Origin of the sequence: Kitasatospora sp. NPDC101235 (assembly GCF_044767505.1) — a bacterium.
GTDB lineage: Bacteria > Actinomycetota > Actinomycetes > Streptomycetales > Streptomycetaceae > Kitasatospora.
Map to the genome: position 1 here is coordinate 1 of NZ_JBIWNZ010000040.1, position 15,794 is coordinate 15,794.

At 69.4% G+C, this 15,794-nt stretch carries 12 protein-coding genes and 3 pseudogenes; 4 read left to right on the top strand and 11 right to left on the bottom strand.

What is annotated here, in order from left to right:
- Positions 1–96: 96 nt before the first annotated feature.
- The 6 genes and pseudogenes from ACIRRH_RS38985 to ACIRRH_RS39010 all read right to left on the bottom strand — a co-directional run.
- A pseudogene (locus ACIRRH_RS38985) lies at positions 97–776 on the bottom strand (IS5 family transposase); the annotation flags it as partial.
- A 195-nt stretch (positions 777–971) separates the two neighbouring features.
- Positions 972–2,027, bottom strand: a complete 1,056-nt coding sequence (locus ACIRRH_RS38990) for a hypothetical protein (protein WP_403077295.1) — start codon at positions 2,025–2,027, stop codon at positions 972–974.
- 34 nt (positions 2,028–2,061) lie between these two features.
- The gene (locus tag ACIRRH_RS38995) at positions 2,062–5,595 is read right to left on the bottom strand and encodes a WD40 repeat domain-containing protein (protein WP_403077297.1); all 3,534 of its coding nucleotides are present in this window, start codon (positions 5,593–5,595) and stop codon (positions 2,062–2,064) included.
- Positions 5,592–6,332, bottom strand: a complete 741-nt coding sequence (locus tag ACIRRH_RS39000; RefSeq protein ID WP_403077300.1) for a hypothetical protein — start codon at positions 6,330–6,332, stop codon at positions 5,592–5,594. The genes ACIRRH_RS38995 and ACIRRH_RS39000 overlap by 4 nt, the downstream gene beginning before the upstream one ends.
- Positions 6,329–6,745 carry a hypothetical protein gene (locus ACIRRH_RS39005; protein ID WP_403077302.1) on the bottom strand — a complete coding sequence of 139 codons (417 nt, stop codon included), beginning with the start codon at positions 6,743–6,745 and terminating at the stop codon, positions 6,329–6,331. Before ACIRRH_RS39005 ends, ACIRRH_RS39000 begins: the two co-directional genes overlap by 4 nt.
- The gene (locus tag ACIRRH_RS39010; RefSeq protein WP_403077396.1) at positions 6,739–7,071 is read right to left on the bottom strand and encodes a hypothetical protein; all 333 of its coding nucleotides are present in this window, start codon (positions 7,069–7,071) and stop codon (positions 6,739–6,741) included. The genes ACIRRH_RS39005 and ACIRRH_RS39010 overlap by 7 nt, the downstream gene beginning before the upstream one ends.
- Positions 7,072–7,112: 41 nt before the next feature.
- On the opposite strand from ACIRRH_RS39010, the pseudogene ACIRRH_RS39015 reads away from it, so the two are divergent.
- The 3 genes and pseudogenes from ACIRRH_RS39015 to ACIRRH_RS39025 all read left to right on the top strand — a co-directional run bounded on the left by ACIRRH_RS39015 (position 7,113) and on the right by ACIRRH_RS39025 (position 10,810).
- A pseudogene (locus tag ACIRRH_RS39015) lies at positions 7,113–8,276 on the top strand (IS3 family transposase).
- A 148-nt stretch (positions 8,277–8,424) separates the two neighbouring features.
- A complete protein-coding gene (locus ACIRRH_RS39020) occupies positions 8,425–9,369 on the top strand; it encodes a Fic family protein (protein WP_403077305.1) in 945 nt (314 codons plus the stop codon).
- A 652-nt stretch (positions 9,370–10,021) separates the two neighbouring features.
- Complete coding sequence (locus ACIRRH_RS39025; protein ID WP_403077307.1) at positions 10,022–10,810, top strand: BTAD domain-containing putative transcriptional regulator; 789 nt, start codon at positions 10,022–10,024, stop codon at positions 10,808–10,810.
- Here the strand turns inward: ACIRRH_RS39025 and ACIRRH_RS39030 are convergent.
- The 3 genes from ACIRRH_RS39030 to ACIRRH_RS39040 are packed head-to-tail and all read right to left on the bottom strand — an operon-like array spanning position 10,744 to position 12,877.
- Complete coding sequence (locus ACIRRH_RS39030; RefSeq protein WP_403077310.1) at positions 10,744–11,499, bottom strand: FadR/GntR family transcriptional regulator; 756 nt, start codon at positions 11,497–11,499, stop codon at positions 10,744–10,746. The genes ACIRRH_RS39025 and ACIRRH_RS39030 overlap by 67 nt on opposite strands.
- A 20-nt stretch (positions 11,500–11,519) precedes the next feature.
- A complete protein-coding gene (locus tag ACIRRH_RS39035) occupies positions 11,520–12,284 on the bottom strand; it encodes a thioesterase II family protein (RefSeq protein WP_403077312.1) in 765 nt (254 codons plus the stop codon).
- A 59-nt stretch (positions 12,285–12,343) separates the two neighbouring features.
- Positions 12,344–12,877 (bottom strand): TIGR00730 family Rossman fold protein, encoded by a 534-nt coding sequence (locus tag ACIRRH_RS39040; protein WP_403077314.1) that lies wholly within the window; start codon positions 12,875–12,877, stop codon positions 12,344–12,346.
- 210 nt (positions 12,878–13,087) lie between these two features.
- On the opposite strand from ACIRRH_RS39040, the pseudogene ACIRRH_RS39045 reads away from it, so the two are divergent.
- Positions 13,088–13,507, top strand: a pseudogene (locus ACIRRH_RS39045) (4'-phosphopantetheinyl transferase family protein); the annotation flags it as partial.
- Positions 13,508–13,671: 164 nt separating this feature from the next.
- Here ACIRRH_RS39045 and ACIRRH_RS39050 read toward each other — a convergent pair.
- Both ACIRRH_RS39050 and ACIRRH_RS39055 read right to left on the bottom strand, forming a co-directional pair.
- Positions 13,672–15,384 (bottom strand): (2,3-dihydroxybenzoyl)adenylate synthase, encoded by a 1,713-nt coding sequence (locus tag ACIRRH_RS39050; protein WP_403077317.1) that lies wholly within the window; start codon positions 15,382–15,384, stop codon positions 13,672–13,674.
- A complete protein-coding gene (locus ACIRRH_RS39055; RefSeq protein ID WP_403077319.1) occupies positions 15,381–15,656 on the bottom strand; it encodes an acyl carrier protein in 276 nt (91 codons plus the stop codon). The genes ACIRRH_RS39050 and ACIRRH_RS39055 overlap by 4 nt, the downstream gene beginning before the upstream one ends.
- Positions 15,657–15,794 lie beyond the last annotated feature (138 nt).

Below are 15,794 nucleotides of genomic sequence, written 5' to 3' on the forward strand. Positions count from 1 at the left end.
CTTTCGGATCCAGGTGAGTCATTCGGCCCAGGAACCTCCCTCCGAGTTCCTCCCGGCTGAACCGGGGATACAAACAGAGCGCCTCGTGGCGCACATGGTGCGCTCGACGACCCAACGGTAGGCACCCAGGTTGGAGCCGTGGGGTACTCCGCGGCGGGCGATCATCGGCTTGATGCCCTGCTTCCACACCAGGCGCCGGTACTTGTCGTGGTCATAGCCCCGGTCGGCGAGCAGGACGTCCGGTCTGCGCTGTGGCCGACCGACCAGGCCGGCCACGGCGGGTACCTTCGCGAGCAGGGGCAGCAGCTGTGTGACGTCGTTGCGGTTGCCGCCGGTCAGCGACACTGCGAGCGGGATCCCCTGGCCGTCGACAAGGACGTGGTGCTTGCTGCCCGGTCGCGCGCGGTCCACCGGGCTCGGTCCGCTTTCGGGCCACGCCGAGCGGCCCGGACACGGGTGGAGTCGATCACCGCCCCGGACCAGTCGAGCTGCCGGGCGGAGCGGAGCTTTTTCAGCAGGACCAGATGGAGCCGGTCCCACACGCCGGCCTCATTCCAGGCGGCCAGGCGCCGCCAGCAGGTCATGCCCGAGCCGAAGCCGAGCTCCTGCGGCAGGTACTCCCATTGGATGCCGGTGTGCAGCACGAACAGGATCCCGCACAGCGCCTGCCGGTCCGGCACCCGAGGACGCCCCGGCTTGAGCTTCGGCGGCTCCGGTGGCAGCAACGGCTCGATCAGTCCCCACAGTTCGTCCGACACGATCCACGGACGAGACACCCTCTTCCCCACGCGCCGACCAACGAGCACCAGGACCCGAAGTCACGCCCGCAACAGCTTGGACCTTTTAGGGCGCCGCAGTCGGCGGGTAGAGAAGGTCGCTGTGCACTGCGGGGGCTGACTCCCGCTTGCCGCGGCGGGTGCGCTGCCCGCACCCGCCTGCGGATGGATGACGGGCGGGGGACCCGGAGCTGGTCAACGAGAGGGGACAAAGCGGCGGATCACGTCAGCTTGGCGGTCCGCGAGCCAGAAACCGCCGCTCGGGATGGCGGCGATGGCGCTCAGGTCCTGCGCGCCCGGTACGGGCCACAGGGTGAGGTTCCCCGTTGGCGTGAGGCGCCCGACCCTGGTGTCCGTCGTGAACCAGAGCGCGTCTTCGGGGCCTGAGATGAGATGGGACGGATTGGCCTGTGGGACGGGGAAGTCCGAGACGTCGCCGTTGACCGTGATACGCCCGATGCCGCCTTTGTGAGTGAACCAGAGCGCCCCGTCAGGACCGGCAGTGATGTTCTGCGGGGACGTCCGCGACGGCAGCGGCCAACTCGTGTACGTGCCATCGGCAGCGACGCGTCCGATGCCGTCGGGCTCGGGCTGTGTGCCGATCTGGGTGAACCACACGGCGTGATCCGGTCCTGTGGCGATGCCGCGGTCCGGGAAGGTGAACTTCCCATGGGGCAGGACGACGACGGTGGACATCCTTGCAGAATCCGCACGGCCGATGGCGGGCGCCTGCCCGCTGGACGTGGTGTACCAGATCGCCCCGTCAGGCCCTACGCAGAGCCCCTGCGGGTAGCCCGATCGGCCGCTCATGACTTCTCCGGACGGGTCGAGGAATCCGATCCGAGAGGAGGAGATGAACCAGATCGTTCCGTCGGGACCCTGCACGATGTCATTTGGGTAGTCCGACTGTTCGGGGACCTTGTACTGGGTGACGTTCCCCGTCGGGTCGACCTTCGCGATGCCGCCGACTTGCCGCTCAGAGACCCAGAGCGAGCCGTCGTTGGCGAGGATCATGGCGTTGGCCGAGGCGTTGCCGGGCAGCAGGGTGACATCGCCGGTGGGACCGGGGCTCGAGGAGGCGGTGAATGCGGTGGGACCGGGGCGGACGGTGGTAGGTTCGACCGCTTCTTGACAGCCTGCAGCCACGGGCAGCGCCGTCGTTAGGGCGAGAACGGCGGCGGCACAACGGCGGCGGGCGCGCGACGTTCCCAGGTTGTGACGAGTGCCTGAGTGTGTGCTGATGGTTGTCACCGGTCCTTCGTCCCGCCGCTCCCGGAGCGCGGTGTCATGGTGTGCACTGCAGGTTCGACGGGGCGTCGGTGCCGAGGTACTGCCTCCAGAGGCTGGGAGTGAGGTCTCTGCCAGCGGCTTCGCAGGCGCCTCGGATCCAGTCGTTCGGGTCGAGCTGCCAGCTGACCAGACGGCCCAGATCGCGATCGATGGCATCGTTCGTATGCAGGAGCTCAGTTGCCGTGACCAGACGGCTGTCATCGGCCGAGAAGGACAAGCCGGTGGATTTGGGTTTGATGCCAGCGGGGAGCGGCAATGTGCCGAGGAGGTCGCCGGACGGGCGGTCGATCAGTCGGACAGCGTTCTCGTTGGCCGGCTTCTCAGCGATGAACTTACCGCCGACGACGGGTCCGACGGCCGTTCCGGGCGTGCCTTTGGCAGTGCCGAGACGACGGCTTCCGTCCGCCGTCCAGATCTCCAGGTCGCCACCCTCTCGTTGGACGAACAGCTGATCCCCCACGTAGGCAAGGCCCGTGGCGCCTGCCGCGTCGATCACCCGATAGCCCCCTGTGGAGACGTCGAAGACCCTGAGCTCGGTCTCGTGTGCGAGGCGGTAGAGGATCACGGCCGCATGTGTGGCCCGGCTGTCCAAATCCGCTTCCCCTTGGTGAAGCGCCCGGGTGCCATCGCGGGTCGGGGCCATGTCGCGTGGGCCGGTGATCTGGCGCAGCACCGTCCCGGTAGCCGGGTCCCTGACGCGGATCGTGCCGGAGCCGTCCAGCTGGGCCACCTCGCGGTCGCCCGGCAGGAACCGGAGCACGGCCGGACTGTCTGGGAGCCCGAGCGGGTTCGGCAGGGGCGGCCAGTTACCGGTGACCCGGAACCCGTTGTGCGGGTCGAGGATCCGGGCGCTGCCGTCCGACGCCGCCGCGATGACCTGCGACCCGTCGCTCCGCCACACCACCGCGCTGTACGTGTGGCGGTCGTCCAGCAGGGGTTGATCCGTCGACTTGCGAATGGTTCCTGGAAGGTCGAGGTTCCGTGCGTCGAGAACCAGTCCGCTGCCGTCCAGGACCGCCGCGGAGCGGCCGTCCGGAGCCGCGGCGACGCGCGGTGCCGCGCACGCGTTGCAGGAGAACGGGATTCTGGCCTCCGTGTCCGTGGCGATCCGGGAGTACTGGGCAAGATCCCACAGGCTCAACCTGTCGCCAGAAGCGGAGAGTAGCCTGCTGCCGCTCGTGCCGAGAAACGTGAGGGCGTGAGGAGAGACCACTCCTGCGCCGGGAAGTGCAACAGGCTGGGACGGTTTCTCGTCCGACGCGTTGGTCCGAGACACGTACACGGTGGTACCGACGGCGGCGGCGGCCCAGGAGCCGCCGCTGCTGAGCGCCAAGGCCGCAGGGCGGCCTTCCTGTGTCGTGGCCGCTCGGGGGGGCTTGTCGATGTCTGGCGAGCCGATGGCGGGCCAGATCGGCAAAGGGGAGGCGGTGTTGCTGTAGGTGAAGTGGCTGCCGTCGGGGGCGAGTGCAGAAGCAGAGTTGTGGGTGCCGAAACCCATCCCGCTCCCGGCTGTCCGGGTCGGGCCCGGTAGGGCGAGCTCTTGCCAACTACCGTAGCCGCCGCCGTCGAAGAGCACGAGTCGCGTCTCGCTGGGGAAGGCCAGGGCGTTCGGCGAGATGGACATGTCCTGAAGGTCGAGGCGGCCGGTGCTTCCTGCAGCCCTGTCCAGGACCCACATCGCGGGCGGGACGCCCCAGGAGCGGGTCGTCGTCGCCACGGCGACGAAGCGGCCGGAGGGGGAGATCCCCACGGCTGTCGGCTGTTGTCCGGCCGTAACAAGTGGAGCCGGGACCGGTTCCCCTGCCTCCCAGACGCTGACGGTGTCGTGGTCGATCGCGGCGACGACGCCACCGTCGGAGCTGGAGGCCACCATAGTGACGGTTCCGGGGAGCCGGCCCAGCGGCCGGCCCCGGCTGGCTGTCGTACCGGTGAGTGCCCACTGTTCCACGTCACCGCCCTGGGACCCGGCCAGGACCACACGCCCGTCCGCGGAACTGGACAGCGCAGAGATCGGCCCACTGGCCTGCACGCTGCTCACCAGGTGCGGGCTGGCGGTGACCGCTCGAAAGAGTGCCTGGCGGGTCAACGGGTCGGCATGCTGACGGTACGCCTGCACGGCGAACAGCCCGGCGAGCCCGGCATCGCTGGAGACCAGGCTCTGCGACACCTCGGCGAGACGATGAGCTGCCGCAAGCCGACTCCTGGCCTCGGCGCCCTGCTGCTGCGCCACCAGACCGGAAACCGCCGCCGCGGCAACTAGGGACAGGGCCGTGATCAGCCGGCCGGTGCGGAACCTCCGGGCGTACCGGTCGGCCTGCCTCAGCGTCCTGGCGAACCGCACATCGCCGGGTTCGGAGGCGTTGGCGACGTCCAGCCGGTTCGGCTCGGGCGCAACAAGGCGCAGCCCCTTACGCCGCGCGGCCAGAAGTTTCGCTTCCATGCTGCTGACCTTGAGCAGCAGCTCACCGCCGTCAAGCGCGCCCGTGATCGCGGTCCGCGGACGCAGCCCGTAGACGACGCTGCGGGCCCAGGCCCGGCTGGGCCGCCTCGACCGCGGGTGGCTTAGCAGCTCACGCAGGCACAGTGCGAAGGCCGCACCGAGTGAGGGACCCTCGATCTGCCGCGGAGGAAGAGGATCGTCGGACACCACGATGCGCCACAGCACGCAACGGTCCTCGCGCCCGGGTCCCGCCACGCTCCACGCGTGGCCTACCGAAGCGGCGAACTGACCGTTCGGACTGCGCGTTCCCGCCATCGCCCGAGGATCGGGGTACAACCCGGCCGGCCCCGCAGGGAATTCACGCAGCTCCAGGACACCGGTGACACCCTGCTCCGGGACTCCCCGGCCGGAACTTCCTGCGGACTGCGCGAACACCACCGGCATGCTGACGACCGGTCGCCTGCGAGCCTTCACACCCGCCATCAGCAGTGCGGCCACAACGAGTTGGTTCTCGGCCCCGTCCGGCCCTGATTTCTCACCAGAGACATGCGAGCGCAGACGCGCGATGCGCTCGACGACGGCCCCCAGCCGACGCGCGACAGCCAGCGGAAGGCCGGTGACCCCTTGACCGGAGGGATGGGCGGGCCCGAGAGCCGCGGCCTCGCAGAGTAGTCCGCTGCGCCTCCACAAAGCCGCCAGTCGGGCCAGGGCTTCGTCGTGATTCTCCGTCTTGTCGTCCGGTGCGCTCAGGACTCGGCTCAGCAGATACACATGGCCGGCCGGCGTCACCTGATCAGCCGGCCGGTCTGTCGCGGTTGCGTCGATCCACGAGGCGAGTTCTTCGCTGTGTTCGCCGAACAGCCATGGAGGGTCGGTGCGAACCGCCTCGCTGCAGCACCTCCACCACAGCTGTCGCTCGCCGAGCAGTTCTTTCAATGCGCCTTGCGGGCTTGTCGCGCCCTTCAGTACGGCCTCAAGCGTGGCCCGCTCCGGGAAGGAGTCGGAGAGCCCGCCCGTCCGGCGACGCTGACCCGGTCGTGTCGCGCCCGCCAGGTCCCCTGCGGGCTCCGGGTCACGAACCGCGGTCACCGCAGCTCCGTGTCGATGACACCGCGCAGGCCGCCCTCGACCAGGTCCCGTACCTGTCGCCAGGCGTCACGGGTTGCCTGGTTGAGTGCCGCGCGAACCGAGCCGGACAGGATCTCAGCATCCCAGCCGGCTCCCGGGCCCACTGGCAGGGCAGCAGTGGCCGCCCACGTCGTACCGACGCGAAAGCCCGGGAGCCGGACGTACGAGGCCGTCGGTCCGACCCGGCCCCGGACCACCGGTACAAGCAGAATCTGCTCACAGCCGTCCGGCCTGCTGTAGCGGATCGTGGACACCAGCGGCCGGTCCGTGTCGACGTCACGCAGGACCAACTCCAGGCTGTACTCAGGCTCGGCACTCCCGAGGTCACGTACCAGGAACACGGTTCCTCCGTCGGGTGAGGAGGTCTCGAGGACCACGACGTCGCCGCCCGCAGCGGTCAGCGCGCCGGCCGGGGACAGCATGGGCAGTTCGAACCACCCGGCAGCAGGACGTGTGCCCTGCTGCCGGGTCCGGGACTGGCTGTTCCCAGTGGGCTGTGGTGGGAGGACTGCGCCGACGTGGGGCACCTCGTGCGGGGCGAGCCGTGCGGGCAGACGGTAACCGAGAATCGACGCTCGTACACGCTGCCACAGGGTGTAACCTTCGCGTCCGCGTTCCACAGCCAGAGGGAGTTGTTGCTGCAGTCGTCCGCCAGTGAACGACCTCCAGAAGCGCCCGAGGACCGCACCCGTGTTCACGAGGACGCCTCCTCACGCACTGCGGAAGGACCCGGGGGTTCTGGCTGCGCCGGGGGCGTGCTCAGGTCTCGGCCTCTCGGGCTACCGAGGACAGCGCTGTCAGCGGTGGTGGAGCGGCCCAGTTGGGCAAGCAGGGCGGGCGCGGACGCACCCACGGTCACGGCCGCGTACACACCGGTGACCTCACTGTGGAGCAGCCACCCCGCCATGCCGCCCAGCACCACACGGAACAGGGCCGCAAGCGAATCCGCCAGCGGGTCGACGAACGCGCCGATCGGAGGCAGTTCACCTGCCACGATCCGTGCTGCGTGCCGTGCCTGCTGCCAGGCACGCAGGCGTCCAAAGGTGACGATCGCCTCAGCGATCAGGCCACCGCCCGCTCCGCACATCATGGCCTCGGACCACGTCAGCATCGTCCCACTGTCCCTTGCTGTACCCGTTCCGCACCGCACGGGTCGCGGCCCTCCATGATGCTCACATCAAACCCGGGTTGTCTGCGTAACAGATGAACAGGCGGAAGATCGGGTCGCGAACTCGAGAGTTCTCCCGGTTCAGCGTGGCTCACGACAGTTGGAATCACGCCTGCGTGGGCGGTAACCCAGTCGTTGATCCGTTTCGGGCGCAGGTCCAGCAGTCGGCAGCGGCCGAAGGCTGGGATGAGATTTCGCTCGACACAGTCCTCGTAACCGGCGTAGGTGGTCGCTGGGCTTGATTCGCTTCGGCGGACACCCCTGATCAGGGGCTTCGGCCCCGGTAAGGATGATGTCCATCATGGAGAGCATGGGGAAGAAGAACCCACGCCCTCGCCGCTCGTTCACGCCCGAGTTCAAGGCCGAGATCGTCGAACCGTGTCGCCGTGGTGACCGCTCGGTCGGTCAGGTCGCCAAGGATTTCGACCTGACCGAGACCGCGGTGCGCGACTGGGTGAAGCAGGCCGAGGTCGATGCCGGCGAGCGCGACGGCCTGACCAGCGACGAGCGCGAGGCTGGCGAGGCTGCGGCGGGAGAGCCGCCGCCTGCGCGAGGACGTGGACATCCTCCGCCGGGCCACGGCTTTCTTCGTGACGGAGACCCGGTGACGGTGCACCCGTTCATCGAGGCGGAGAAGCAGGCAGGCCACAACGTCAAGCGGGCGTGTGAACTGCTCCAGGTCTCCCGAGCCGCCTTCTACGCCCGCCGTACCGCCGCACCCGGTCCGCGCGCCGTGCGTGACGCGGAGCTGACCGAGAAGATCACCAAGGTCCATGAGACCTCCCGCGGCACCTACGGGGCTCCGCGCGTGCACGCTGTCCTGCACGCGACGGCGCCCGGTGCGGCCGGCGAAGGGCCGCGCGCCTGATGCGCCAGGCCGGCCTCGAGGGCCGGCACCGAAGACGGCGCCAGCGCACCACGGTCCCCGACCCTCGCGCCGCCCTACGACCGGACCTGGTCCTGCGCGACTTCACACCCGACCCGGCGGCTCTCGATGCGCGCTGGTGCGGCGACATCACCTACATTCCGACCGACGAGGGCCGGCTCTACCTGGCCACCGTCATCGACATTCTCCCGCCGCGTCGTCGGCTGGGCCACAGCCGACCACCTGCGGACCGAGCTGGTGGCCGACGCTCTGCGGGCCGCCTGCCGAACCCGCCGCCCGACCGGGCCGGTGGTCTTTCACTCGGATCGCGGCTGCCAGTACACCAGTCGTGAATTCGCCGATCTTGCAGCCGAGTTCGGAGTTCGGCTGTCGGTCGGCAGGACCGGCCAGTGCTGGGACAACGCACTCGCCGAGTCGTTCTTCGCCACCCTCAAACGGGAGCTGCTCGGCGACCGCCCCTGGCCCAGCCGGGCCGCAGCCCGGACTGCGATCTTTGAATGGATCGAAACCTGGTACACCATACGCAGGCTGCACAGCAGCCTCGGCTACCGCAGTCCCGCCGAATACGAGACCGTCCTGGCGGCCTGACCACCACACCAACGGTGTCCGTCAAAGCGGAGCAAGCTCCCGGCGCCTGCACCTGCGCACGCCACGGCGGTGGGAAGGGCAGCTGCGGCGTAACCTCACGGCGCGGGCGATCGCCGGGTCGAGCACGATCGAGGGCTACGCGGCGAGCGTGTCGGATGTCGAGGACATCATGGTGGGCGAGGCGCCGATCGAGGCGAGCGACACCGTTGCGGTCGAGATCGAGGGCTATCGGCAGGCGATGACGTATATCCAGCGCCTGGCCGAGGCCGGCGAGGACTTCGCCTACAGCAAGGGCCTGCTGAACGCGTTGCACTTCATGATGCAGGGGCACCACCTGGTGAAGCGGCCCGGTTGGTGGCGCAGCGGGCCGGTGTACGTGACCTCGGCCGAGGACCCCATCATCGCGGCCTACACCGCTCCCGATGCCGAGCAGGTGCTGGCACTGACCGGCGAGCTGGTGAACTGGCTGAACGAAGGCGACCTGGACGCACCAGGGCTCGTGCGGGCCTCGATGGCGCACCTGAACCTGGTGGCGATCCACCCGTGGTCGGACGGCAATGGGCGGATGTCACGTGCCCTGCATACCCTGGTCCTGGCCCGTGAGGGGATCATGGCGCCGGAGTTCTCCAGCATCGATGAATGGCTTGGCCGGGCCCGCAACACCTACCGCTACGACGACGTCCTCGCCGATGTCGGCGGCCCCGTCTGGACACCGGAGCGGGACACCCTGCTCTGGGTCCGGTTCTGCCTGCGCGCCCACCACCAGCAGGCCCAGAGCGTCGAGCGCCAGGTGAACACCACCCGCGAGGTCTGGACCGCCCTCGACGAAGCCATCGAGCGGCGCGGCTGGCCCGACCGCATGCTCTACGCCCTCTACCCTGCGGCCATGGGCAACCGCCTGCGCCGCGCCACCTATCAGGCCGACGCCGAGCTCAGCGAGCAGCAGGCTCAACGCGACATCCGCGAACTCGTCCGCGCCGGCTGGCTCGCCGCGAAAGGCGAGGCCCAGGGTCGCTACTACACCGCCGGCCCGGACCTCCCAGAAGAGATCGCGCGAGGGGTCCGCGAGCCCAGGCCGCTGCGCGACCCCTAAACGTGGCCGAGCACAACCCGGCTGGCAAACCAACCCGATCCTCGGTGATCCGCATCAGCAGATCCTCGGGGGTGTAGTCGGCCATCGTCTGGAACACCAGCGCACGGTCCTCGTCCCCGATCAACTTCCCCGGGCCTGAATGGGACTTCACCAGTGCTTCCAAGGGCTTCGTGCCCCAGCCTGGCCTTGCGTCGCGAACAAATCAGCGTACAACCCTACCAGATTGCTTCGACTTGAGTGAGAGAGCTCTGGTCCTGCTCGACGAGCTTCTCCTGAGCGCTGGTTACAGTCCACTAAAGCACAAGTAAATTCAGAACCGTATACCCGGCGGCCCTTGGCCAAAATTGTACCTGTCCAGGTCTTCGCGTTTTTGTCCGTTCTGATGATCGACATCGCTCGGCCGTGGCGGCGGGTTCTCGCACGGTGTAGGCGTGCTGGATGCGCCGACAGGTGTCCCGATGGACCCCGCGGGGGGCGGTAATTGCATGGGGTAACCATTGCCCAGGTGCGGTTTACGGGCCGTAACCGACTCTTGACGATCCGCACCCCCTCTGTCAATGATCAAGCCTGCTGCGCCACCCGCAGGGCGAGGAGCAGTGTGTGACGGTGCGGTTACTTATCGTGCTCTCAGGACTGACAGGGGGATTGATTGGTGAAGATACAAATTCTTGGCCCGCTTGAAGTGAAGTGCGACAAGGGAGAGGAGGTTACGCCTCGCCCGTTAAAGCTTCGCTCCCTTCTCGCGGCCCTGTGCGTCACCTCCGGCCGCCCGGTCACCGCATCGCACCTGATCCATGTTCTGTGGTCAGACGAGCCGCCGCGTACGGCATCCACCGCCCTGCAGGTCTATGTCTCCAAGCTGCGCAAGCACTTTCACAGTGCCGGTATCGACCCGAGCGTGCTCGCGACGACGCCAGCCGGGTATGTGTTCCGCTCGGGTGGTTATGTGATGGACCGCGACGGCTTCGATTCGTTGGTGGCGAAGGCCCGTTCCGCGGTCGGAGTCGGCCGTGCGGAGGAAGCGGCGGGTGCGTTCTCCGAAGCCCTGTCCCTATGGAGCGGTCCGGCGCTGGCCGACCTCCGGGACGTGCCGGCCCTGCGGGATTATGCCCTGCAGATGGATGAACGGCGCAATTCGGCGTACGAACAGTGGCTCGAACTCGAGATCGGCCTGGGGCGCCATTCGATGCTCACCAGTGAGTTGTACCGGCTCATCGCGGAGAAGCCGATTTGGGAGAACCTCCACTTCTTCCTCATGATCGCTCTCTACCGCAGCGGCCGCATCTCCGAATGTCTGGATGTCTACAACCGCATCCGGCGCATCCTGATCGAGGAGTTGGGAATGGAGCCCAGCGCGCGGCTGCAGAATCTGCATCACGCCGTGCTGTCCAGGGAACCGTGGCTGGAGTCCTCAGCCGCGCCGTTGGCGGCGGTGTCCTGAACATCGTCGCTGTGATGCCCATTCAGCCCGCCGCCCCGGGGTCTTTCCGTGTGGTGCCGTCGCAACAGGGCGGACAGATGTGTGCTTGCCTCGGCCGCCGCCCGCTCGGCGTCGCCGGCGCGCACCGCTTCGAGAAGCCTGCGGTGGGAGGCGAGGCTACGCTCCGCACTGCACGGATCCACGCACGTGATCACGCTGGCCAGCACGGCCTCGTAGAAACCGCGGTACAGGCCGGCGAGGACGCCGTTCCCGGTGTATTCCACAAGTGCCGTGTGGAACTCAGTGTCCTGCTGTGCCTGGCTCTCCCACCGGCCCGCGCGCGCCGCGGCCTCGCACGCCGAGAGCCGGGCCTCCAACGCGCGAAGGCCGTTCTCGTCCCCCACGTGGGCCGCGAGCCGCGCCGCCTCGACCTCCAGCCCGCGTCTCACCTGGAGCACGTCGCGCAGATCGGTCGTGCGCAGGCGGCGCAGCGCGCCGGACAGCTCGCTGGTGGCCCGTACGTACGTGCCGCTGCCCTGCCGGACCTGGAGGAGCCCGGAGTGTGAGAGTGCCCGGACCGCCTCGCGAACGGTGTTGCGGGCCACCTGGAGTTCGTTGGTCAGCACCGTTTCAGTGGGAATGCGGTGACCGACCGGCCAGGCACCGGCGGTGATCTGCTGCCGCATGTGCTCGATCACCTGGTCGACCAAGAGGGCGCGGTGGACCGCTGTCACGACGAGAGCCCCGTCTGTAGCTCGCAACTCAGCATGGAGAGGAAGGACTCCGCATTGTCCCGGAGGAAGAAGTGCCCGCCCTCGATCTCGTGATACTTGAAGTCCGCCGTGGTCTGCTCCGCCCAGGCGCGGACGTGCTCCACCGGGGCGAGTCGGTCGTCGGGGCTGGTGAAGGCCGTGAGCGGGCACGGCAGCGGGTCCTCGTCGCGGTACCGGTAGGTGTCCACCACCGCCAGGTCGGCCCGCAGGGTCCGCACCACCATCGCGCGCAGCTGCTCGTCCTCGAAGACCCAGGCGGGCGTGCCGTGCATCTTCATGACCTGCTGAACGAACTCCTCCTCCGGAAGGTGGTGAATGACCGGCCACGGCGGCGGTATCTGCGCTGCTCCGCGACCCGACACGATGACGAACTCGGGCGCCGGGCAGCCCTCGGCGCGCAGCCACCGCGCGGTCTCGAAGGCCAGCAGGCTGCCCATGCTGTGTCCGAAGAGGGCGTAGGGCCGGTCGGTGTGCCCGGCCAGCACGGTGCCGAGTTCGGCGACCACGTCGTCGAGCCTGCGCACCGGTTCCTCACGGAAGCGCTCCTCGCGGCCAGGCAGCTGCACGGCGTTGACCTCCACCCCGGCCGGAAGCCGGTGCGCCCAGGCGCGGTACATCGACGCTCCACCGCCCGCGTAGGGGATGCAGAAGAGCCTCAGCCGGGCGTTGGTGTCGGGCCGGGGGGTGATCAGCCACGGGCTCGTGCGGTTCGTCGCTTCCATGGTGTTCTCTGGGACCTTTCTGTAGGTGGGCCGGCTCGGCGGGACGCGATGGCGGGAAGTCAGCCGGCGCAGGCGTCCAGGGCATCGGCGACGGTGCGCACGTGCCGCACCGCTGTCAGCGAGCTCGCCTGTACGAAGCCGCGCGCCCGGGCGTCGGCGACCCAGTCGAGCAGGCCGCCGAAGTGATCGTCGGGGTCGAGCAGGATGAGCGGCTTGTCATGCACTCCGACCATGCGTTCCGTCCACGCGGTGAAGATCTCGTCGCAGGTGCCGAGGCCGCCCGGCAGTGCGAGCAAGGCGTCGGCCTCCTCGGTCATCCGCTGCTTGCGGGCACCGATGCCCTGGGCGACGATCAGTCGGTCGCTGTCACGGTCGGCGCGGTGCAGCAGCGAGTCCGAGACGATCCCCACCGTCTGCCCGCCCGCTGCCCGGGCAGCAGCCGCCACCGCGCCCATCATCGAGACGTGCTCGCCGCCGGAGACCAGTGTCCACCCGCAGGCGGCGATGGCCGTGCCCACCTCTTCCGCCAGCTTCAGGTATCGGGCCTCGACCGAGTCCGAGGCGCTGCAGAAGACACACACCGAAAGAGTCATGGAAGCCGTCCTGTCCGATCCGTTGTGCGAAGGAGTGGTGGTCGCGTGAGGGCCGTCGTCGAGATGAGTGCGGAACTGCTGGAGGGGACCGTCCACGTGTGGTGGGGGACGGTAGGTGACGTGCGTCCGTACCACCGCGACCTGCTCGGTGAGCAGGAGCGGGATCGCCTCGCGCAGCTGCGCAGGGACGGTGACGCGGCCAGGTTCGTCATGGGCTGCGCCCTGATCCGGCTGGCCGTGGGCGGCTACACGGACATCGCGCCCCGCGACGTACCCGTCATCCGGGAGTGTGATGGATGCGGAAGGCCGCACGGCAAGCCCAGGGTGGTCGTGGGCGAGTCCTTCGAGTTGTCGCTGTCCCACTCGGGCGAGCACATCGCCCTCGCTGTGGCCCGGGAGACACCCCTGGGGATCGACGTGGAGAGCGACGACGGAACCATCGACCTGCCGCGGCTCGCGCCCAGGGTGCTGTCTCCTACAGAGGCGCCCGCCTACGCGGAGCTGGCGGAATCCGCGCGCCGGCGCCGGGTGCTGTCCGTGTGGACGTGCAAGGAGGCAGCACTGAAGGCGACCGGTGACGGACTGAGGTTCCCCATGAACCGGCTGGGTGTGGAGGATCCGGAGGGCATGCCGACGCTCACGCACTGGGAGGGCCGGCCATGGCTGGTCGAAGAGATGCGGCTGGCCCGACTTGACGCGCCTCCCGGATACGCCGCGGTGCTCGCTGTGCTCGGATCGCGCGGCTTCGCCGTCCGGCACGGGAAGTTCGCGGGCCTGTCCGGGGTTGGTGCGGCTCATGAGCGGGCGGCCCGCTCGGCCGCTACCAGCCGGGCGGCCTCGGCGCGCAGCGCCACCTTGTTCACCTTGCCGACGCCGGCCAGCGGCAGGGCCGCCACCGGTACGAGCCGCTCTGGCAGCTTGTAGCGGGCCAGCCCCTTGTCCTCCAGGTGGCGCCGCAGCTCGCGCAGGGTCGGCTCCCCGCCCTCGGCCGGCACCACGAAGAGGCACACCGCCTCGCCGTACAGCGGGTGCGGCATGGAGACCGCCGCGACGGCGCGGACGCCCGGGTGGGTCAGGACGACGGCCTCCAGCTCGTCTGCGGGGATCTTCTCGCCGCCTCGATTGATGACGTCCTTCACCCGGCCCGCGACCACCAGGTTGCCGCTGGGGTGCAGCCGCACCAGGTCGCCGGTGCGATAGTAGCCGTCCGCGGTGAACGCGCGGGCGTTGCCCTCGGCCTCGCCGTAGTAGCCGGCCAGCACGCTGGGGCCCCGCGTGAGGAGTTCGCCGGTCTCGCCCGGGCCCATCACGTGGCCGGACTCGTCGACGACGAGGAGTTCGTCGCCGGCGGCCGAGGGACGGCCCTGGGTCTCGTCCACCACCGCGTCCGGGTCGTCGAGCCGGGTGAAGTTGAGCAGGCCCTCGCTCATCCCGTACACCTGCTGGACCTGACAGCCCAGCAGCTCGCGCACCCGGCGGGCGGTGGTGGCGTCCAGCCGGGCGCCGCCGACCTGGAGTACCCGAAGGCTGGTCAGGTCGTGATCGCCCTCCTCGGCGGCGGCCAGCCACTGGAGCAGGACGGCCGGGGCCAGGGCGCAGTGCGTGACGCCTTCGCGCTCGATGAGTGCCAGGGTCCGCCGGGGGTCGTCGGGGGAGTCGAGGACGATCCGGCCGCCGCGCGAGAGGGTGCCGAGGATCCCGGGGTGGCCGAAGACGAAGCTGTGCGCCGCCGGCATCACCGCCAGGTAGACGGAGGACTCGGTCAGCCCGGACACCTCGGCCGCGGAGCCGATCACGTGCCCGAACGCCTCGTGCGGGCGGGGGATCGCCTTCGGCGGGCCGGTGGTGCCGCTGGAGAGCAGGAACAGCGCGTTGTCCTGCGGAGTGGGCGGCTCCGGGGTGTCCCCGGCGGCGCGGGACGGCCCGTGGTCCGGGGCATCGACGCCGGGCAGCACATCGCCGAGGGTCAGCGCGGTGAGGTCGGCCAGGCCCTCCCGGACCGGCACGTCCTCCCCCGCCGTGCTCCGCTCCGCGCGGGCTACCAGCAGGGTGCGGATGCTCGGGTGCCGCGCCCGCAGGCGTTCGGCCATGGCCAGGTGGTCGAAGCGGCGCGAGCGGCGCGGCACGGCCAGCGCGACCGGCCGGGTGACGCTCAGCACGTGATCGAGTTCATGCTCGCGCAGCGCCGGCAGGGCAACCACCGGAGGCGCGCCGAGCCGGATCAGGGCGAGCGTGGTGACCACGTACTCCAGACTGTTGGTCAGCTGGACCAGCACGTGGTCGCCTCGGCCGATGCCGAGGTGGTGCAGCCGGGCCGCCGCCGCGTCGACGGCCGCGGCGAGTTCGCCGTACGTGAGCCGGTGCTCGCCGTCGACGACGGCGCAGCGCTCCGGGTGGGCCCGCGAGGGGCCGAGCGCCAGGTCGGTGACCAGTCGGGGCTGCCACCAGCCGAGGCGGCGGTACTCCTCGGCGCGCTCTTCGGGGACTTGCACGATGATGTCGCTCATCGCTCGCCCTTCACGGCGGCCCCGGCCCCGTCCGCGTTTCCGTCCGCGGCCTCCCGGTCGACCACCTCGGCCAGTTCGGCCAGCGAGTAGTCGTGTTTGTCCCAGAGGTCGATTCGGGCGAGCAGGCGCTCCTCGATCTCCAGCTCCAGCTGGGCGGTCTCGGTGGAGTCCAGGCCGAGGCCGGAGCGCAGCCGGCAGCCGGGCGTCAGCTCGTCCTCCGGCACGCCCAGCTCCGTGAGAATGCTGCGCAGTTCATCGAGAGTAGCGTTCACAGAACCTCCTGGAGAAGGGTTTCTCCGCGTGGGCTTTTGACGGTAAACCGAATGCCGGCAGCCGTGAGTCACGTGATATGCCGTCATGCTAACGCCCCATTCGGCGCGATATTCCTCGGGTCTGGGGGGATTTTCGTA

Excerpts from the sequence above, each read along its gene's own strand:
- ACIRRH_RS39050 (WP_403077317.1), bottom strand. The coding sequence starts at position 15,384 with ATGAGCGACATCATCGTGCAAGTCCCCGAAGAGCGCGCCGAGGAGTAC.
- ACIRRH_RS39040 (WP_403077314.1), bottom strand. The coding sequence starts at position 12,877 with ATGACTCTTTCGGTGTGTGTCTTCTGCAGCGCCTCGGACTCGGTCGAG.
- ACIRRH_RS39005 (WP_403077302.1), bottom strand. The coding sequence starts at position 6,745 with ATGCTGACGTGGTCCGAGGCCATGATGTGCGGAGCGGGCGGTGGCCTG.
- ACIRRH_RS39035 (WP_403077312.1), bottom strand. The coding sequence starts at position 12,284 with ATGGAAGCGACGAACCGCACGAGCCCGTGGCTGATCACCCCCCGGCCC.